General features: G+C 73.1%; 14 protein-coding genes and 1 tRNA gene. 8 read left to right on the top strand and 7 right to left on the bottom strand.

Annotated features, from left to right (window positions below; all coding sequences use genetic code 11):
* Positions 1-24 precede the first annotated feature (24 nt).
* Positions 25-441, bottom strand: coding sequence for a CBS domain-containing protein (locus LNW72_RS15515; protein WP_250975959.1), 417 nt, complete (start codon positions 439-441; stop codon positions 25-27).
* Between the two features lie 366 nt (positions 442-807).
* Positions 808-883 (bottom strand) — tRNA-Arg (locus LNW72_RS15510).
* 327 nt (positions 884-1,210) lie between these two features.
* On the opposite strand from LNW72_RS15510, the gene LNW72_RS15505 reads away from it, so the two are divergent.
* The 7 genes from LNW72_RS15505 to LNW72_RS15475 all read left to right on the top strand — a co-directional run bounded on the left by LNW72_RS15505 (position 1,211) and on the right by LNW72_RS15475 (position 9,850).
* The gene (locus LNW72_RS15505; RefSeq protein ID WP_250980169.1) at positions 1,211-2,806 is read left to right on the top strand and encodes a dynamin family protein; all 1,596 of its coding nucleotides are present in this window, start codon (positions 1,211-1,213) and stop codon (positions 2,804-2,806) included.
* A 5-nt stretch (positions 2,807-2,811) separates the two neighbouring features.
* The gene (locus LNW72_RS15500) at positions 2,812-4,557 is read left to right on the top strand and encodes a GTPase (protein ID WP_250975958.1); all 1,746 of its coding nucleotides are present in this window, start codon (positions 2,812-2,814) and stop codon (positions 4,555-4,557) included.
* Between the two features lie 258 nt (positions 4,558-4,815).
* Positions 4,816-5,220, top strand: coding sequence for a single-stranded DNA-binding protein (locus LNW72_RS15495; RefSeq protein ID WP_250975957.1), 405 nt, complete (start codon positions 4,816-4,818; stop codon positions 5,218-5,220).
* A 235-nt stretch (positions 5,221-5,455) separates the two neighbouring features.
* Positions 5,456-6,847 (top strand): LAETG motif-containing sortase-dependent surface protein, encoded by a 1,392-nt coding sequence (locus LNW72_RS15490; RefSeq protein WP_250975956.1) that lies wholly within the window; start codon positions 5,456-5,458, stop codon positions 6,845-6,847.
* 203 nt (positions 6,848-7,050) lie between these two features.
* Positions 7,051-8,715: an energy-dependent translational throttle protein EttA gene (gene ettA / locus LNW72_RS15485; RefSeq protein ID WP_250975955.1), complete on the top strand. Its 1,665-nt coding sequence runs from the start codon at positions 7,051-7,053 to the stop codon at positions 8,713-8,715.
* Positions 8,715-9,167, top strand: a complete 453-nt coding sequence (locus LNW72_RS15480; RefSeq protein WP_250975954.1) for a thioesterase family protein — start codon at positions 8,715-8,717, stop codon at positions 9,165-9,167. Before ettA ends, LNW72_RS15480 begins: the two co-directional genes overlap by 1 nt.
* Positions 9,164-9,850, top strand: coding sequence for a hypothetical protein (locus LNW72_RS15475; RefSeq protein WP_250975953.1), 687 nt, complete (start codon positions 9,164-9,166; stop codon positions 9,848-9,850). The genes LNW72_RS15480 and LNW72_RS15475 overlap by 4 nt, the downstream gene beginning before the upstream one ends.
* Positions 9,851-9,917: 67 nt before the next feature.
* Here LNW72_RS15475 and LNW72_RS15470 read toward each other — a convergent pair whose 3' ends face one another.
* From LNW72_RS15470 to LNW72_RS15455, 4 genes are all read right to left on the bottom strand, one after another.
* Positions 9,918-10,913, bottom strand: a complete 996-nt coding sequence (locus LNW72_RS15470; protein WP_250975952.1) for an ABC transporter ATP-binding protein — start codon at positions 10,911-10,913, stop codon at positions 9,918-9,920.
* Positions 10,910-13,702 (bottom strand): FtsX-like permease family protein, encoded by a 2,793-nt coding sequence (locus LNW72_RS15465; protein WP_250975951.1) that lies wholly within the window; start codon positions 13,700-13,702, stop codon positions 10,910-10,912. Before LNW72_RS15465 ends, LNW72_RS15470 begins: the two co-directional genes overlap by 4 nt.
* Before the next feature lies 1 nt (position 13,703).
* On the bottom strand, positions 13,704-17,021 hold the full coding sequence (locus tag LNW72_RS15460; RefSeq protein WP_250975950.1) for an FtsX-like permease family protein: 3,318 nt from the start codon (positions 17,019-17,021) through the stop codon (positions 13,704-13,706).
* A 157-nt stretch (positions 17,022-17,178) separates the two neighbouring features.
* Entirely contained in the window at positions 17,179-17,583 is a 405-nt protein-coding gene (locus LNW72_RS15455) for a globin (RefSeq protein ID WP_250975949.1), read from the bottom strand.
* Positions 17,584-17,854: 271 nt separating this feature from the next.
* Between LNW72_RS15455 and LNW72_RS15450 the strand changes: the two genes are divergently transcribed.
* Positions 17,855-19,030 (top strand): methyltransferase domain-containing protein, encoded by a 1,176-nt coding sequence (locus LNW72_RS15450; RefSeq protein WP_250975948.1) that lies wholly within the window; start codon positions 17,855-17,857, stop codon positions 19,028-19,030.
* A gap of 38 nt (positions 19,031-19,068) precedes the next feature.
* Here the strand turns inward: LNW72_RS15450 and LNW72_RS15445 are convergent, their stop codons facing one another.
* The gene (locus tag LNW72_RS15445; protein ID WP_250975947.1) at positions 19,069-19,965 is read right to left on the bottom strand and encodes an FHA domain-containing protein; all 897 of its coding nucleotides are present in this window, start codon (positions 19,963-19,965) and stop codon (positions 19,069-19,071) included.
* Between the last annotated feature and the right edge of the window lie 12 nt (positions 19,966-19,977).

Raw genomic sequence — 19,977 nt, 5'->3', positions numbered from 1 at the left:
AAGCCGGGGCAGCCAGCGGGGTCCCTAGTCGGCGCGGATCGCCGCTGCCAGCCGTCCGGCCTCGGCCGCGCCCAGCTTGCGGGCGATATCGGCTTCGCTGATCATGCCGACGAGCGAGTCGCCGTCCAGCACGGGAATCCGGCGGATGCGCTTGGCGGCCATCGCGGCCACGACGCTGTCCGTGGTGTCGCCGGCCATGGCCGTCACGGGCTTCCCGTTCATCAGCTCGGCGGCCCGTATGGCCGACGGGTCATGCCCGATGGCCACACACCGCAGAACGATGTCCCGGTCGGTGAGCACGCCCCGCAGTCCGCCGTCCGAATCGGTGATGGCCAGCGCGCCGATGCCCGCATCCCGCATCCGCTTGGCAGCCACGTCCAGCGTCTCGTGTTCGGAGATGCTTTCCACACCCTTGTGCATGATGTCGCGTGCAGTCGCCACGGAAACTCCGTCCATCGCAGGTAAGCCCCCGCATTGACGCTAGGCGAGCCCGCCCCGGCCTGCATCCGGAGCCGCCCCCTGCTCGCCCACCCGGCTGGCGAACCGGTCACCCGTCCCGAAAGCCCCACCGGCCCCTCCTTCGCCGACCACTGGGCCGAACGGGTGCCGAACGGATGCCGAACGGACGCCGGCCGCGTTCCTACCGGAAATGTCGACACGTATGAGGTGCGCCCGCCGGGAACGGGCCGGCGACGCCGTACGCACTGGGGGGGCAGCGACTCACGTGAGTCGCTGCCCCCCAGTGCGTACACAGGGCGCCGTACCGGCACGACCTGCGGAAAGGTTTCCCCGGTACGGGTGAAGCGGTGGTGCCCCCAGCAGGACTCGAACCTGCGGCCAAGTGCTTAGAAGGCACCTGCTCTATCCACTGAGCTATGGGGGCCGGACAGTGGCCGCGGCTGTCTCCGCCCCTGGGTGGTTCCGTGACCTGGCCGGGGTCAAGGATAGGGCGCGGTGGACCTTCTACCGGTTGCTTCACCTCCGTGACACGTTGTGGAGGTTCAGTGAAGCGGTCCGATAATCGCAGGCGGGTACGAATGCTGCACCGCTTTTTCCGCCTCAGTCGGCGGCCGTTGTGCACTCGTTATGCCCGGGTCTCGTCCGGCTCCCTTACCGCCGTATCGGGTGCGTGCAAGCCCAAAAGGCGTGAACTGGGCGGTATACGCTTCAAAAATGCGCCAAAATGGGGCATTCTGCCACTGTGGCGATCTTGGACGTACGGCCCGATCTGCTAGACGCGCTGTCCGCGCTGCGTGACCGCGTCGACGTCGCGCGCTTTCCGTTCCCACTTCCTGGAGCCGCGCGGGCCCGCCGTACCCGCCAGGAGCTGATCGCGCAGCTCGACGACTATCTGGTGCCCCGGCTGCGGACCCCCGAAGCGCCGCTGCTGGCGGTGGTCGGCGGATCGACGGGGGCCGGGAAGTCCACGCTGGTCAACTCGCTGGTGGGGCGGCGGGTCAGCGAGGCGGGGGTGCTGCGTCCCACGACGCGGACGCCGGTGCTGGTGTGCCACCCCGCGGACCGGGCCTGGTTCGCCGATCCGCGGATCCTGCCGGGCCTGGCACGCGCCTGGTCCGCGCGCCCCGGGACGCAGGACGAGGACGGGGCCGCGGAGGGCGAACTGCTGCGGCTGGAGATCGATGACGCGCTGCCCAGGGGGCTCGCGCTGCTCGACGCCCCGGACATCGACTCGCTGGTCGCGCGCAACCGTGAGCTGGCCGCGGAGCTGATCTGCGCGGCGGACATCTGGATCCTGGTCACGACCGCGTCGCGGTACGCCGACGCGCTGCCCTGGCATCTGCTGCGCACCGCCAAGGAGTACAACGTCACGCTGGCCACCGTGCTGGACCGGGTGCCGCACCAGATCGCGGGGGACGTCGCCCGGCACTACGCGGCGCTGCTGACGAAGGCCGGGCTCGGGGACGTACCGCGCTTCACCGTTCCGGAGCTGCCCGAATCGGCGGGCGGCGGCGGGCTGCTGCCGCAGACCGCGGTCGCGGCGCTGCGCCAGTGGCTGGCGCACAACGCCGAGGACCCGGCCGCCCGTCAGCAGGCGGCACACCGCACCGTGGTCGGCGTCCTGGACTCGATGCGCGCCAGGATGCCCGCCCTGGCCTCGGCCTCGGCCGTCCAGCACGCGGCGGCGGTACGGCTGGCCCGTGGCGCGGAGGACGCGTACGCGGAGGCCGCCGAACGGATCGACGGCGCTGTGACGGCCGGGGTGCCGTTGGCCGGCGAGGCCCTGGCGCGCTGGCTGGAGTACCCGCACTGCGGGCGGGAGTCGCTGCAGTCGGCGCTCGCCGAGGGGCTCGCGACGCTGCTGCGCTCCGAGGTCGACGCGGCCGACGAGCGGATCGCCGCCGGATGGCAGCGGGACCGTGCGGGGGCCGCGCTGCTCGCGGAGCCGGACGGGCGCCCGGACCGGGCGGCCGCCGCGGACCGGATCGACGCCGGGGTCGCGCGGTGGCGCGAGGGCCTCACCGACCTCGCGTACGCCGAGGTGCGGGCCGCCCGCGACGCGGATCGCGCCCCCGCCGACCCGGAGGACGCGGCAGCGCTGCTGGCCACCGTCCTGCTCGGCGGCCGGCGCGGGAGCGCCGCCGGCGAACGGCTCGCGGAGACCGTCGGCGCGCAGGCCGCGCTGCGGATGCGCGACCGGGCGCGGGAGCAACTGGAGGACGGGGTCGCAGGGCTGCTGCGCGGCGAGTGCGAGCGGCGGCTGGCGCCCGTGGACGGCCTCGATGTGACCGCGCAGCAGCAGTCCTCGCTGATCGCCGCACTGTCCCTACTGCAGAAGGAAAGGTGATCGCGGTGGCTTCCACGGCAGGAACCGGCACGGGTGCCGCCAGCGGAACTGGCTCCGCCAGAGGAATGGGTGCCGGCGGTGGATCAGGCGTCGCCGGAGGAACGGGCGTCGCCAGCGGAACGGGTGTCACCGGACGGAGCGGGGCCCGTTCTTCCGGGGGCTCTTCCGGGGCCTCGCGCTTCCCCGATCCGCTCGCGGCCCGGGTCGACGCGCTCGGGGAGCTCCTGGGGCTGTCCCGGACGCGCGTCAGCCCGGACGAACTCGCCGAGACCGGAGCACTGTTGGAACGGCTCGGGGAGCGTCGGCGGCTGTCGCTCGACCACACGGTCGTCGCGCTGGCCGGTGCCACCGGGAGCGGCAAGTCGACGCTGTTCAACGCGCTCGCGGGACTGGAACTGTCGGCGACGGGCGTCCGCCGGCCGACCACCGCCGCCCCCGTCTCCTGCTCCTGGGACCCCGAGGGCGCGGCCGGACTGCTCGACCGGCTCGGCATCGCCCCGCAGGATCGTTACGCCAGACGGAGTGTGCTGGACGGCGCCGACCGCGTTCCCGGGACGGACGAGCGGCTGGCCGGGCTCGTGCTGCTGGACATGCCGGACCACGACTCGGCCGCGCACGGCCACCGCGACCAGGTGGACCGGCTGCTGCAGCTGGTGGACGTGGTGGTGTGGGTGCTGGACCCGGAGAAGTACGCGGACGCCGCGCTGCACGAGCGCTATCTGCGGCCGCTGGCCGGCCACGCGGACGTCACACTGCTGGTGCTGAACCAGGTGGACCGGCTGCCCGGCGACGCCGCCGACCAGGTACTCGACGATCTGCGGCGGCTGCTGGACGAGGACGGCCTCGCCGTCGGCGAGCACGGCGACGCCGGCGCGGTGGTGCTCGCGGTCTCGGCGCTCAGCGGGGTCGGCGTACCCGATCTGCGGGCCTGCCTCGGGCAGATCGTGGCCGAACGGGGGGCGGCGAACCGGCGGTTGGCGGCCGACGTGGACCGCACCGCCGGCCGCTTGCAGTCGCTGTACGTGGGCGAGGGTGCGGTGGGCCTGACGGATCCCGCGCGCGAGGACTTCGTCGACCGGTTGGCCGACGCGGTCGGTGTCGCGGGCGCCGGTGAGGCCGCGGAACGTGACTGGGCGCGCGCCGCGGAGGCGGCCTGCGGCACCCCGTGGGGGCGGTTGACCACCGATCGCCAGGGCGGGGCGGACCGGGTGGCCCGTGGGCCGGCCGGGCTCGCCGCGTCCCGTCCCGCGGTGGACGAGGCGGTGCGGGCGCTCGCGGACGACGCGGCCCAGGGGCTGCCCGTCCCCTGGGCGCAGGCGGTGCGGGACGCGGCGCGGCGTGGCGGCGAGGGACTGCCGGCGGCGCTGGACAAGGCGGCGGGCCGCGCGGAGCCGGGGGAGCCGGAACGGCCCGCCTGGTGGTCGGCGGTGGGTGCGGCCCAGTGGCTGCTGATGAGCCTCGCGGTGGCCGGGGTGGTGTGCCTGGTCGCGATCGCCGTCGGTTCGCTCGACGCTTCGTGGTGGCTGCCGGTCGTCCTGCTCGCGGTCGGCGCCCTCGGCGGCCGGGCGCTCGCCTGGGCCTGCCGTATCGCCGCGCGCGGGCCGGCCCGCCGGTACGGGCAGGCGGCCGAGCGCCGGCTGCGGGCCGCCGCGGCGGACTGCGGCCGGGCGCGGGTGCTGGAGCCGGTGGCGGCGGAACTGCTGCGCTATCGCGAGGTGCGGGAGCAGTACGCGGTGGTGGCCGGGGGTTGAGGACGGGAGCCGGGCCCGGGGCTTGGGGGCGGGCCCGGGGGAGGGGGTCGGGCGCTGAGGCGCGGTGCCCCTGGACCTGCCCGGCGTCCGGGGCCGGTATCCCGGGCCGGATTTCACTCCCAGGAGTGACGGAGATATCCACAACCGGCCGGTAATCCACAGATTCGCTCCGGTTTTTCCACGCTCCGTCCGGCTCGTGCACGATGTTCCCAGGGCATTCGGGAGCGGGAAATTCGGCGGCGGGGGGAGAGCGGGCGGATGAATGAGACGTCGGTGACGGTGGTGGGGAATGTCGTGACGCAGCCAGAATTCCGGGAGACCGCGACGGGGGTGCCGGTCATCCGGTTCCGGCTGGAGACGACAGCGCGTCGCTGGGTCGCGGAGCGGCGGGCGTGGAGCGAGGGCAGTACGAGCTTCTTCATGGTGCGCGCGTGGCGGACGCTGGCGGCCAATGTGCGGACGTCCGTCCAGGTCGGCGAGCCGTTGGTGGTGCGGGGCCGGTTGCGGGTCCGCGAGGAGGAGCACGACGGACGGTGGTATGCCGCCGCGGACATCGACGCGGTGGCGATCGGACACGATTTGTCCCGGGGGACGGCGGCGTTCCGCCGGGTGTCGGTGGTCCGGCCGGAACTCCTTTCGCCCCGACCGGTCGAGATGTCCTGAGAGGCCCGTTTGTGCGGCTTTATACGGGCGAGTGACATCGGTGACTTATCGACATTCTCATGACCATCCCTTAATCACATAACGATTGCGATTCGAATCGGTTATGGGAGGGGATTGTTGGTGGCCGCGATACCTGTGGTTCCTAGGATTCCTTCGGTACTGCGGGGGCCCGGATGCTCTCGGAGCCGCAGGCGAGGCCACCCTCACGACCCGGCTTCGCCCGAAGGGGAGTTCCATGTTCAAGATTCAGAGGCGAAGCGCTGCCCGCCTCGCCGCCGCGGGCCTGGCCACGGGTCTGCTCGCAGCCGGTGCGATATCCGGCGCGGGAGCCGCTTTCGCGGACGGCGGTGCCACCGCGGTACTGGGCGGTCTGCAGGCCGACAAGTCGGACGGCGTCGTCATCCACGAGGGTGGCAAGGACAAGGCCATCAACGCCGGCCTGTTCACCATGGACGTCGGCGGCGGCACCATCCAGACGTACTGCATCGACATCCACAACCCGACGCAGAAGCACGCGAAGTACCAGGAGGTCCCGTGGGACTCCTCTTCGCTGCACAACAACCCTGACGCGGGCAAGATCAACTGGATCCTGCAGCACTCCTACCCGCAGGTGGCCGACCTCGACGCGCTGGCCCAGGCCGCCAAGTCCGGCCCGCTCACCGAGAAGACCGCCGCGGCCGGTACCCAGGTCGCCATCTGGCGCTTCTCGGACAAGGCTGATGTCGAGGCGAACGACCCGGCCGCCAAGAAGCTCGCCGAGTACCTGGGCAAGACGGCGACGGACACTCCCGAGCCCAAGGCGACGCTGACGCTCGACCCGCCCGCCGTCTCCGGCAAGTCCGGCGACAAGCTCGGCCCGGTGACGGTGCACACCACCTCCACCACGCCCGTGCAGATCCAGCCCGCCCTGGACGTCCCGGCCGGCGTGAAGATCGTCAACAAGTCGGGCAAGGCCGTCACCACCGCGAGCAACGGTGACCAGCTCTTCTTCTCCATCCCGGCGGGTGCCGCCGACGGCACCACGTCGGTGACGGCCACGGCCGTCACCCAGGTTCCGGTCGGCCGCGCGTTCACGGGCGTCGACAGCAAGAGCCAGGTCCAGATCCTGGCGGGCTCCAGCGCCACCACCGCCACGGCCACGGCCACGGGCACCTGGGCCAAGAAGGGCCCGATCCCGGCGGTCTCCGCCACGGTCGACTGCGCCAAGAACGGCGTCGACGTCACCGCCAGCAACAAGGGCGACGAGGCCTTCACCTTCGAGCTCGCGGGCAAGAAGTTCTCCATCGAGGCCGGCAAGTCGAAGACCATCACCGTCCCGGTGAAGGAAGACCAGAAGTACGAGATCACGATCTCCGGCCCGAACGGCTTCACCAAGACGTTCAAGGGTGTTCTGGACTGCAAGACGACCGGTACGCCCACCCCGGCGCCGAGCACCCCCACCACCCAGCCCAGCCCGGCCTCGGCCGGTTCCACCACCGGCACCACCGGCGGTGACCTCGCTCAGACGGGTGGCAGCAGCGCCACCCCGATGATCGCGGGCATCGCCGTCGCGCTCGTCGCGGTCGGTGGCGGCGCGGTCTTCTTCCTCCGCCGGAAGAAGTCGGCCGGAACTCCCGCAGGCCAGTAGCAGCGGGCAGTACCGCAGGCTGAAGTACCTGAAGTACCTGAAGTAACGGGGGCGGGACTCTTGGAGTCCCGCCCCCGGCTCGTTCCCGGGGCCGGCGGAGAAGGCGCAGGCGGGGCCCTCTGACCTACTCGTTCGCCCGTCAGGGTGGACGTACGGCAAGATGGGGTGTATCTGCCCACACATCGATTGCCGGACGGTTTCTCTTGGCTGAGTACATCTACACGATGCGCAAGACGCGCAAGGCACACGGCGACAAGGTGATCCTTGACGACGTGACGCTGAGCTTCCTGCCCGGCGCGAAGATCGGTGTGGTGGGTCCCAACGGTGCCGGTAAGTCCACGGTGCTGAAGATCATGGCCGGCCTGGAGCAGCCCTCCAACGGTGACGCGTTCCTGTCGCCCGGTTTCACCGTCGGCATCCTCATGCAGGAGCCGAAGCTCGACGAGTCCAAGACGGTCCTGGAGAACGTCCAGGACGGCGCCGCAGAGATCATGGGCAAGCTCAAGCGCTTCAACGAGGTCGCCGAGCTCATGGCGACCGATTACTCGGACGCGCTGCTGGACGAGATGGGCAAGCTCCAGGAGGACCTGGACCACGCCAACGCCTGGGACCTCGACGCGCAGCTGGAGCAGGCCATGGACGCGCTGGGCTGCCCGCCCGGCGAGTGGCCCGTCACCACCCTCTCCGGTGGCGAGAAGCGCCGTGTCGCGCTCTGCAAGCTGCTGATCGAGGCCCCGGACCTGCTCCTCCTCGACGAGCCCACCAACCACCTCGACGCCGAGTCGGTGAACTGGTTGGAGCAGCACCTCTCGAAGTACGCGGGCGCCGTCGTCGCGGTCACTCACGACCGGTACTTCCTGAACAACGTCGCCGAGTGGATCCTCGAACTCGACCGCGGCCGCGCGATCCCCTACGAGGGCAACTACTCCACGTACCTGGAGAAGAAGGCCACCCGCCTCAAGGTCGAGGGCCGCAAGGACGAGAAGCGCGCCAAGCGCCTCAAGGAAGAGCTGGAGTGGGTCCGCTCCAACGCCAAGGGCCGTCAGGTCAAGTCCAAGGCGCGCCTGGCCCGTTACGAGGAGATGGCGGCCGAGGCCGACAAGGTGCGGAAGCTGGACTTCGAGGAGATCCAGATCCCGCCGGGCCCGCGACTGGGCTCCATCGTCGTCGAGGTCAACAACCTCTCGAAGGCGTTCGGCGACAAGGTCCTGGTCGACGACCTCTCCTTCACCCTGCCGCGCAACGGCATCGTCGGCATCATCGGCCCCAACGGTGCCGGCAAGACCACGCTGTTCAAGATGATCCAGGGCCTCGAGCCCGCGGACTCGGGCTCGGTCAAGATCGGCGACACGGTCAAGATCAGCTACGTCGACCAGAGCCGCGCCAACATCGACCCGAAGAAGACCCTCTGGGCGGTCGTGTCGGACGAGCTGGACTACATCAACGTCGGCCAGGTCGAGATGCCGTCGCGGGCCTACGTCTCCGCCTTCGGCTTCAAGGGGCCGGACCAGCAGAAGCCCGCCGGCGTCCTCTCGGGTGGTGAGCGCAACCGGCTGAACCTGGCGCTCACGCTCAAGGAGGGCGGCAACCTGCTGCTCCTCGACGAGCCCACCAACGACCTCGACGTCGAGACCCTGTCCTCGCTGGAGAACGCCCTGCTCGAGTTCCCGGGCGCGGCCGTGGTCATCTCCCACGACCGCTGGTTCCTGGACCGGGTCGCGACCCACATCCTCGCGTACGAGGGTGAGTCCAAGTGGTACTGGTTCGAGGGCAACTTCGAGTCGTACGAGAAGAACAAGGTCGAGCGGCTCGGCGCCGACGCGGCTCGCCCGCACCGCGCCACCTACAAGAAGCTGACCCGCGGCTGATGGCCCGGCATATCTACAGCTGCCCGCTGCGCTGGTCGGACATGGATGCCTTCGGGCACGTCAACAACGTGGTCTTCCTGCGGTACCTGGAAGAGGCGCGGATCGACTTCATGTTCCGGCTGGCACCCGGTGAGGGCAGCACGTCGTTCACGGGCGGGTCCGTCGTGGCCCGGCACGAGATCGACTATCTGCGACCGCTGGTCCACCGGCACGCGCCGGTGACCATCGAGTCGTGGGTGACGAAGATAGGTGCGGCCTCGATGACCGTCGCGTACGAGATCAAGGACGAGGAGACCGTGTATGTACGGGCCTCCACGGTCGTGGTCCCGTACAACCTCGCGGAAGCGCGGCCGCGGCGGATCAGCGCGGAGGAACGGTCCTTCCTCGAGGCGTACCGCGACGAACCGCCGTCGACGGCGGAAGCCGTGGCAGAAGAGGCCGTCGCCGCATGACGCGGCTGCTTCTCGCCGGCGCCGGGGAGGCGGCGGGTCTCGCCGCCTTCCTGGGCCGGCTGGTCCGCTGGGACAAGGCCGCCGTGGTGCGTCTGCGCTCCACGGAGGGGGTGCTCGCCGTGTTCGGCCAGCCGCCCTTCGGCGGCGTGCTCGCCATCCGCACGGCCTCGCTCCGCCATGTTTTCGACCTCGATGCCACGGTCTCGGCGGGGCAGCTGCTGGAAGGCATCCAGGAGCACTCCGGGGACGCTGCCGAAGCCGGCGACAGCGGCGACTCCGTCGTCGTCCCGCCGTCCGTCACCGGCCCCGCATGGGCCGGGCTGCTGCCGCCGCGCGGCGGCTGGCAGCGGATCGCGGAGTTCGCGCCCGAGGACGTACGGGCCGCCGCGGAGCGGCTGGTGGGGGAGTTCCGCTCGCGCACCGAAGTGCTGGTGCCGGAACGGCGGACGCGGGCCGAGCTCGACGCGCTCGCCGAGGAGGTCTGGTCCCGGCCGGTCGGGGACACGGTGCTGCCGATGCGCGCCGTGCACGCGGCGCAAGCCCTGGGCTTCCTGCGGGGTGGCCGCGACGAGCCGTTCACGCTGCTGACGGCGGGGGCCTGGCTGCGGCTGCGTACGCCCTACGGCTCGGTCGCCGTACGGCGCACCGCCCTCGGCTCCGGCCTGACCGTCACGCCCGCCTGACCGTCACGCCCACCTGACCGTCACGCTTACCCGTGACATCCCGCCGTCACGTCCGCAAGCCGCCGGATCAGTCCTGCTCCGGCGGCGCCGGACGGTCCGGCCAGACGCCGATGTGGTCGGATTCCAGTTCCAGCAGGACCCGGTTCTCGATGGAGAGCGCCGCGGTGTAGTCGCGGGGGAGCTGCAGCCGTCCGGCGCGGTCCACGGTGGCGTACTCGCGGGCGACGACCGACTCCTGGCCGTGTTCGTCGATCTCGGTGTGGCGCAGCACCTCGGACGCCGTCCGGCCGTCCCGGATCGCGACCGTGCGGCGTACGGCGTCGGCGACGGCGTGGTCGTGGGTGACGACGACGACGGTGGTGCCGAGCTCCTCGTTGGCGGTCCTGAACGCGGCGAAGACCTGCTCTCCGGTGGCGGAGTCCAGTTCGCCGGTGGGCTCGTCGGCCAGTACCAGGGACGGGGAGTTGGCGAGTGCCACGGCGATGGCCGTGCGCTGCTGCTCGCCGCCGGACATCTGCCCGGGGTGCCGGTCGTGGCAGTAGCCGACGCCGAGCATGGTGAGCAGCTCCGTGGCGCGGGCGGCGTGCAGCCGCTTGGCGCGGAACCCGTCGCGCCCTGACAACTGCATCGGCAGCACGACGTTCTGAGCTGCCGTCAGATAGGGCAGCAGGTTGCGGGCGGTCTGCTGCCAGACGAAGCCGACGACCTCGCGGCGGTAGCGCAGCCGGGACTTGGCGTCCATGTCGAGCAGGTCGTAGCCGCCGACCGAGGCCGCGCCGGCGGTCGGGACGTCGAGGCCGGCGAGGATGTTCAGCAGGGTGGACTTGCCGCTGCCCGAGGCGCCGACCAGGGCCATCAGCTCGCCCTTGGCGACGAGCAGGTCCAGGCCCTGCAGCGCCTGGACCTCGACGCCGTCGGCCGTGAAGATCCGTACCAGCCGGTCGCAGCTGATGAGCGCGTCCTGACCGTAGGCGGGCCGCTCGCGGCGGGCGGCCGCCCGCTGTTCCAGGTCGGCCAGGGTGGTCGTGGCGCCGCCGGCGCCGCTCTCGGTGGTGTGGGTCATGAGCGGTCTCCTACTCTCAGGTCCGTACTCTCTCGGCGCCGTCCGGTCACCCAGACCTGTGCCAGCAGCACCACGCAGGCCAGTGCCAGCAGTCCGAACGACGGCAGCGCCAGCGAGAGCGGGTCGACGCGCAGCCCGAGGCCGGCCGGTGCGGTCGTGCCGGGGTCGCTGCCGAACGCCAGCGCGGTGATGTCCACGCCGGGCCCGAGCAGCGGGATCACCGCGAGGCCGACGAGCACGCCGCCGATCGCCGCCAGCAGCGCCTGCGGCAGCATTTCCAGGAACACCAGCCGTCGCCCGTCGCGCCGCCCCATGCCCATCGTCCGCAGCCGGGCGAGCAGGGCGGTGCGTTGGGGTGCGGCCTGGAGCAGGGACAGCAGCAGCGCGAGCGCGCTGTAGCCGGCGCCGCCCGCGACCGCGGCGAGATAGATGCCCCGCGCCCCGGTCTGCAGGGCCGAGTCGGCGAGCACACCGCGCTGCTCACTGAGCAGGGCCACGAACATGTTGGAGCCGGTCCTGGCGGTGGCGGCGCGCAGCGCCTTGCCGTCGATCGGACCGTCCGCGGTGACCATCAGCACGGTGGGACCGGTGTACTGGCTGTAGTTCATGTCCGGGTGGCGCTTGGCGAGTTGCGCGGACGAGACGATCACGAAGTCGGCGTTGGGTGCCGCCGGGGTGAGGTCCAGCACCGCCGCGGCCCTGATGTCGGTCGTTCCGATGGCGGGCTCCACGGGGACGGTTCCGCCCGCGAGCTTCGCGGCGACGTTCCGGGAGACCACGGCCGGCATGGGGCCGGTGCCGTCGTCGTGCAGGAGGGCGTCGGCGGGGAAGTCGGGGAGGCCGATGGAACGGGTCAGCGCGGCGTACGCGACCGGGTCGACGCTGACCAGGCTGTACGGCATCCCGAAGCCGGTGGTGGAGGCGCTGGGCTCGATGCGGACGCCGAGGGTCCCGGCGACGCCGGGCACCTGCCGGACGGTCGCCGCGAGCTTCTCGGGCAGGACGAAGTTGGCGTCGATCCTGGCGTCGGCGCCGATGGCCGCGCGGGCCGCCACGTCCCGGCCGTCCGCGACCCCGGCGAGCACCGATCCGCCGAACGAGGCCACGGTCAGCGACATCAGCAGGGCGAGCAGCGGCAGTTGGGCGCTGGCCGGGGAGCGGCCGGCCCGGGCCAGGCCGAGATGGGTGACGGCGCCGGTCAGCCGGGCCGCGGGCCGGGCCAGCAGCCGCAGGGGCAGCGGGTACAGGCGCAGCAGGATCAGGGCGGCGGCGATGGCGACGAGGACGGGGGCGGCCGCCAGGAACGGGTCGGCGCCGCTGACGGTGCCCCGCCTCCGCAGGGCGGCCACCGCGCCGATGACCAGGACGGTGACCGTGAGCTCGGCCACCGTGCGGCGCCGGGAGGGCCGGGCGGCGGCCACGTCCTCGCGGGCGGCCGGGCGCGGCCGGCCGTGGGCGGCGACGGCCCGCAGCGGCAGCGCGAGCGAGGCCGTCACGGCCACGGCGGACCCCAGCAGCACGGACAGCAGGTACCGGTCGGTCGGCAGCAGGACGAGGGCGAGCGCGATTCCGGCGAGCGCGGCCGGCACGGCGGCCGCCGTCGTCTCACCGAGCAGCCGGCCGACCATGCCGCGCAGGGAGCCGCCGCGCGAGCGCAGCAGGGCGAGTTCGCCGCGCCGCCGCTCGGCCGCGAGCCCGCCGGCCATGAGCAGGACGGCGAACGCGGTGGCGCCGACACCGATCGCGGCGACCAGGACCAGCGGCAGCGCCGCCGTCCGGTCGCGTTCGTAGGAGGTGAGCAGCCGGCCGAGCCCGGTCGTGGTGTGGAGGTAACTCCCGGTGCCGTCCTGCAGGGCGGCACCGGCCGGGCCGCTGTCGAGCGAGGCCAGCTCCGACTGGAGCGGGGCCACGTCCTGGGCGGTGAGGCCGCCGGTGTCGACCGGGTGGTGCCAGTAGAAGGACGCGCCCTTGCCCAGGCTGAGCAGCGCGGGCGCCGCCTCCGGTGCGATCAGCACGGTGAAGTGCCAGTAGAACGTGGGGTACTCGCCGGGTTTCGGGGGAGGGGACGTCAACTGGGGGGTGAGGACGTCCTGCTCCTCGTTCCAGTACGCGCTGCCGGGATCGGTGGGCGCGACGATGCCGGTCACCTGGACGGTGAATGCCCTGCCCAGGGTGCTGAGGTGGATCGCGGAGCCCGGACGCAGACCCATCACCTTGGCGGTCTGCTCGGTGATCGCCGCATCGACCCGGTCCGTCCCGCCCGACGCGTCGGCGGGAGCGGGGCCGCGAGGCATGCTGCCGGCCACCAGCCGGGAGTGCCGCTCCAGACCCTGCTGGGCGACGAGGTCGGCCTTCGGGTTCAGCGCCTTGGTCGGCCGGGGGAGCGCGGGATCCAGCGCCGCGGAGTCGCTGCCGGTCCTGACCCCGACCACGGACTGGCCCGGCTGCAGCCGCAGAGGCGGCTGTACGAGCTTCTGGAACTCCGACTCCACGCCGGCGAGCCACTCCGGTGCGAACCGCGACGTGTCCCCCGCGCCCTCCGCACCCGACGAGGAGTCGCTGAGGCTCAGGGTGCGGTCGCGCAGCTTGGCGTCGGCGAGCGAGCCCCGCAGCGCCTTGACCTCGTAGCGGTCCACCGCGCGCGGCAGCGCGGCCGCGAGGAAGGCGGTGACCAGCACGAGCAGGGCCATCGCGATGGCGGCGGCCGGAGCGGCGCGCAGCCGGACCCGCACCCAGGAGAGCACGGCGGGCCGTGGAGCCGCCGGGAGACCTTCGGTCCCGTTCGTCATGTCAGTCCTCCCCTTGCCGGCGCAGCGCGGTGACCGGGTCGCCGCGCCGGACCGCCGTCAGGACGACCACCAGCAGCGGTACGACCAGCACGATGGCGATCAGCTGGACCAGCGGCCCCACCGGCAGGGTGACCAGCAGTCCCGGAACGGGCTGGGACGCCTGCGCCGTCAGAACGATCAGTGGTACGACCAGCCGGGTCAGCAGCGCGCCCAGCGCCACCCCGACCACCAGGGCCAGCAGCACCAGCAGGCCCTGCTCCGCGGCCATCATCCGGGCCAGCTTGCGGCGCGGTGCCCCCAGCGCCCGCAGCACGGCGAACTCCCCGCTGCGCTCGCGGATCGCGCCGGCCGAACTGACCGCGAAGCCCACCGCCGCCAGCACGGCGGCGGCGATCACGGCGGCCGGCAGCACCGACTGCGGACCGGCGCCGAGCGGGTCGGCCCGCAGCTCCGACGCGGTCTCGTCGCGCACCAGCAGCGAATCGATGTCGGCCCGGTCGCGCAGCGCGGCGGCGACCTTCCCGGTGGCGCCCGGCCGGGCCGACAGCCACCACTCGCTGGGCTCCATGCCGCGGCCGCCCGTCGCGTTGAGCGTCCGGTTCACGGCGCGCAGGTCCAGCAGCAGCGCCCCGCCGTCCTTCAGAGAGGACGGCGGTGCGGTGGTGCCGGGCAGCGCGCGGATCACGGAGGTGATGCGCACGGTCGTCTCGATGCCGTTGAGTTCGACCCGGACATCGCCGCCCACCTTGCTGCCGGTGGCCCGCAGGAAGGCGTCGGTGGCGACCCCGGCGAGCGGCGGGGCGGCCGGTTCTGCGACACGTACGGACAGATGGGCGCCCTTGGAATCCGCCAGGGTGGCCCCGGTGGAGTAGTCCACGGTCAGTGCGGAACCGGCCGCCGTGCTGGTGACGGTGCCGGCGTTCGGCTGGAGGGCGGGGTTGCCGCCGAGCGCGGCGTCGGCCCGCTGCATCTGCGCCTTCGCGGCCCAGGCCGAGCCGGCGGTGGTCGTGAGCGGGCGGACGGTGCCGTCCGCGGCGACGGTCGCCGGGGCGAGGGTGAGCCGGTGCCTCTCGACGGACTCGGGGGCCGTGTAGTCGACTTCGACGCGGGTGAGCCGCAGCGGTCCCGCCGGGGCCCCGCCCGTCCGGCCCGCCGCGTCGGCGAGGTCCAGGACCAGGAGGTGCGGTTTCCCGTCGGCCGGGAGGTCGCCGAGCGGGAAGGCGTACGTGATGCCGTTGGCGTCCTTGAGGACCGCGGTGAGCGAGTCGAGGACCCCGCCCTGCCCGTCCGAGTCGAGCCGCGCGGTGAAGCGCAGCTGCCGGGCGGTCGCCTCGACGGGGAAGCCGCCGGTCTCCTTCGTCCCGCCGGACGGGCCGGCCCGCAGCGGCAGGAGCAGCTCCGGCAGCGGTCGGTCGGCGAGGTCCTGGCGGAACCGCATCATCTCGCCGGCCTTCGCCGTGTCGATCATGAGGACGGAGGCCACCCGCTGTTCGGGCAGCGTCAGTTGGGCCCGCGCCGCGGGGGCGGCGCTGGCGATGCCGGGAGTGTGTTCGTACACCCCCGCCTGTCCGAACGGCGGGGTGGTGGAGCCGGTCACCCGCAGGTCCGCGCCCACCGCGAAGTCGGCCTGGTCGCGCTGGGACCGGTCCCAGCTGGCGCCCTGCCCGATCGCGAACATGCCCATGGCGACGGCCAGTACGAGCAGCAGCACGGCTCCGGCGCCGCGCCGCGGCCGCCGGGAGAGCTGCCAGCCCGCGAGGGCGAGCGACAGCCCGCTGCCCCGCGCCGCTCTGCGCTCACCGAGCCGGGCGGCCAGCGGCAGCAGCCGCAGGATCAGCACGGTGCCGGCCAGCAGGCACAGCGCGGGCGCGGCGACCAGCACCGGGTCCACCCCGAGGCTGCCGCCGGTGTCGGCGCTCAGCACCCCGCTGTCGGAGGCGCGGCGGGACAGCTGCCAGTAGGCGACCCCGGCGAGCAGCAGCAGCCCGAGGTCGGCCCCGGCCTGCACCGCGGCGGGCAGCGCCCCGCGCCGGGCGCGTGCCGAGCGCTCCTCGACATAGCTCCCGGCGCTGCGCAGGGCCGGCACGATGACGGCGAACGCGCAGGCCAGCGCGGTTCCGGCGGCCACCCACCAGGCGGCCGCACCGATCGCGCCGCCCAGGTCGGTGCCGGACCTGGCCAGGGCGCCCTGCCCGGCCAGCAGCCGGATGACCGGCCCGGCGAGCAGCGGCGCGGCCAGCCCCGCGGGCACCGCGAGCAGCAGCGACTCGGTGCCGGCCAGCCGGGCGACGCGGCCGCGCGAGCCGCCGCGGGCCCGCAGCAGCGCGGTCTCGCCGGCCCGTTCCTCGGACAGCAGCTGGGCGACGAGCAGGAGCGCGAAACCGGCCAGGATCAGCAGCTGCAGGGCGCCGATCAGCAGCGTCGAGCGGGTCACCAGCAGGGTGCGCTGCACCCCGGTGAGCAGGTCGGGCAGTTCGGAGGAGATCTGGATGCCGGAGTTCGCCGGGTCCTTGGCGGTGGCGTCGATGGTCCGCTGCACGTCGTCCCGCACCCCGGGGATCCCGGCCACGTCCAGGTTCCGGAAGTCGGCGGTGCTCTGCCAGGACAACTCGGCGGGCGTGAGGCGGTCGGAGGCGAAGACGCTCGGGTCGGCGAGCAGCGGCCCGTAGGTGGTGAAGGACACGGTGCGGATGCCGTGGCCGCCCATCGGGTCGAGCTGCCAGTACGGGTCGGTCCGGTCGGTCGGGCGGTACGTGCCGGTGACCCGGATGTGGAGCACCGGGCCGCCGAGCCGGCTGGTCAGATCGACCAGGGTGCCGGGCCGCACGCCCAGGGAGCGGGCCACGGGCTCGGGGACCGCCACCGGTACGACGCCGGTGCCGCGGTCGACCGCGGTGGGCCAGCCGCCCTGGACCAGCGTCACGTGCGCCCGGTCGAAGGTGGCCAGCAGCGTCAGGTCCGGGTCGGCGCCCTTGGGGGCGCCGGACGCGGCACCGCCCAGCGTGGCCGGCAGCGCGTACGGACCGGACCTGATGCTGGACCGCACCTGCGCGGGCAGCCCGTCGTACGCGCTCCCCAGGTTCTTGCGGATCCCGGCGTCCGCGGTCCGCCAGGCGTCGGCCGTGACGGTCAGCTGGACGTTGACGGTGGTCCGCGCCGCCGACTGGTGCTCCAGCGTGCGGCGCAGCCCGGCATCGCCGATGGCACCGGTGAACGCGGCGAGGGTGGCCAGCACGCTGGTGGTGAGAACCACGGTGAGCAGGGCGGCGGTCAGCAGCAATCGGTGCGCGCGGACACGCAGAAACACAAACCCCGTCACGCCACTCCCCCGTTCGCCCGCTGTCCGGATGCTCTCAAACAGATCGGGCGTGAGGAAGTGCAGAAAATTGTCGCAATACGATCGTGACCCGTTGTCCGTTGTTCGATGTCCGGTCAGCGGACGGTCACAGCACGGCCGAACGGCAACGGCGGTCCGCTCAGCCCGCGGTGTTCACCATCGACGCTGCGGCGTACACCAGGTAGTCCCACAACTGCCGCTCGTGCTCGGGCGCGAGAGCCAGATCGTCGACCGCGTCCCGCATGTGGCGCACCCACGCGTCGTGCGCGGCCTGGTCGACCTGGAAGGGTGCGTGCCGCATCCGCAGCCGCGGGTGGCCGCGGTTGTCGCTGTAGGTGCGCGGGCCGCCCCAGTACTGCATCAGAAAGAGCGTCAGCCGTTCCTCGGCGGGGCCGAGGTCCTCCTCCGGGTACATCGCCCGCAGTTCGGGGTCGGCCGCGACACCCTCGTAGAAGCGGTGCACCAGCCGCCGGAACGTCTGCTCGCCGCCGACGGCGTCGTAGAACGTCTGCTGCGGCGCCGTGTCCTGCGGGGTCTCGTTCACTCAGCTCCACCTCAAGATGTCGCACCGGCCCGGCGCCGGTCGACGTGGTCCGCGCACGGGGCACCGGGGTCGCCCCCGGAAGCGTGCGGCACTCCTCCATGGTCGCAGACGACCCGGCGGAGGACCTGGGACCTACGACCCGGTGCGCGACGGGACCGGGACGAGGGCGCGACGGGGCCGCGTCGGGACAGGGACCGGGGCCGGGACCGGTTTCCGGCCGGCGCGGACGCGGGGCGTCGCGGATCGGGCCCGGCCGCCGCACAGTGGAGCTATGGAGGACGCGGACCGGAAGGAGCACCGCACCGAGGCGGCGGACGCGCTGCGCGGCCTGCTGGTACGGCGGATCGTCGCGGCCGGCGGGCTGGCCGACCCCGGGTGGCGCACGGCCTTCGAACAGGTGCCGCGCCATCTGTTCGTCCCCGAGTACTACAGTCCGCGGCCCGGCGGATACGAACGGCTCTCCGCGGACGACCCCGATCCGAAGGAGCGCGCCCGCTGGCTGACCGGCGCCTACGAGGACGTTCCGCTGGTCACGCACGTACAGGACGGGAGGCTGATCTCGTCCAGCAGCCAGCCGTCGCTGATGGCCTCGATGGCCGAGGCACTGGAGGTACGGGAGGGACGGACGGTGCTGGAGATCGGTGCCGGCACCGGCTACAACGCCGCGCTGCTCGCCCACCGCCTCGGCGACGACGCGGTCACCACCGTCGACCTGGACCAGGAGATCACCGACGCGGCCCGCGCGCACCTGGCGACGGCGGGCGCCGCACCGGCCGTCGTCACCGGCGACGGGGCGCTCGGCCACCCGGACCGGGCGCCCTACGACCGGATCGTCGCGACCTGCGAGCTGCCGTCCGTGCCGGTCGAGTGGCTGCGCCAGTGCCGCCCCGGCGGCCGGATCCTCGCGCCGTTCGCGGGCGGGCTGATCCGGCTGACCGTCACCGGCCCCGACCGTGCGGAGGGCCGTTTCCTGCACACCGCGGCCTACTTCGTCCCGCTGCGCGGCACGGCCGCCGCCCACCGGCAGGATCCCGTACCGGACGGGCCGCACGACGGGCAGCACGACGGGTCACCGGACGCGCTGCCGGACGACGTCCCGGAGCGGGTCCGCTGGTCCGGCACGCCGCCGCGGATCCTGGAGGACGATCTCTTCCGCTTCCTGCTGACCCTGCGGACGGGCGCCCTGGAGGTCCGCTGGGCCTCCGGCTACCGCGGCGTCGCCATCACCGCCCCCGACGGCTCCAGCGCCCGCGCCGACCGCGACGGCAGGGTCCTGCTGGCCGGCCCCCGCGATCTGTGGGCCATCGCGGAGAGCGCCCACGCGCTGTGGCAGCGCGCCTCCCGGCCGGCGCGTGACCGCTACGGCCTCTCCGTCCACGGCGGCCGCCAGTGGACCTGGCTCGACGACCCTGACGGGCCGCACTTCTGGGACGTCCCGGCCGCCTGAGGCGGACCCGGGCGTCGTGCCGGGGGAGAAGTGACGGTTCAGCCGCGGCTGACGGTGATCGTCGTCCAGGCGCCGACGTGGACGCGGTCGCCGTCCTTCAGCGGTACCGGGAGGTAGGGCTGGATCGGGTCCGCCGCTCCGTTGACCGTGGTGCCGTTCGTCGAGTCCTGGTCGACGACGGACCAGCCGCCGTCGGGCTGTTGCACCAGAACGGCGTGCTGGTGCGAGACGCCCGGGTCCTCGGGGGCGCGGGACAGGTCGATGTCGGGAGCCTCGCCCGTGCTGTGCCGGCGGCGGCCGATGGTGATCTGGTTGCCGAGCAGCGGCAGCCGCAGTTCGGGGGAGTACGACGGGAAGTACAGACCGGTGGCGTCGGGTCCGCTGCGGGCCATCATCGCGGTGAAGTAGTCGCGGTCGGCGGCGACGGTGGCGGTCCAGGTCGTCACCTCGGGCGCGACCGGGGCCACCACCGGCTCCGCGACGGGCTCGGGCCGGGACGGCGCCGACGGGGTGGAGGGCGCGCTCGGCGGCGTCAGCAGGAAGTCGCCCGAGCCGCCCGGGATGATCGCCTCCGGAGCCAGCGGCTCCGCCGGGCGGTTCATCTGGGACGGGCGCGAGCGCTGCGACTCGTACCGCTGGTAGGGCGGGAACCCCGGCGAGGGCGGCGAGGGCGGGGCGACGAAGGTGGTGGCGGTGTGCGTCTGGAAGTTGTAGCGGCACTCCTCGCAGAACAGCGCCAGCCCCTCCCGGGGCGTACCGCAGGCCGGGCACGGCTCGGCCGCCGCCGTCGCGTCCGGATCGTAGCCGGACCTCACCGGCCCGGCGGGCCCCGAGGCCGCGGAGGAGGACGGCACGGCGGGTGCGGACATGCGGTGACCGCACACCTCGCACCAGTCGTCGGTTCCCGACTGGTGACCGTTCGGACAAGTCGACATACGGCTGGCTCC

Source organism: Streptomyces sp. RKAG293 (assembly GCF_023701745.1).
In the GTDB taxonomy this organism is placed as follows: Bacteria; Actinomycetota; Actinomycetes; order Streptomycetales; family Streptomycetaceae; genus Actinacidiphila.
The sequence above is the reverse complement of the archived record's forward strand: the minus strand, read 5'-3'. Positions and strand labels throughout refer to the sequence as shown.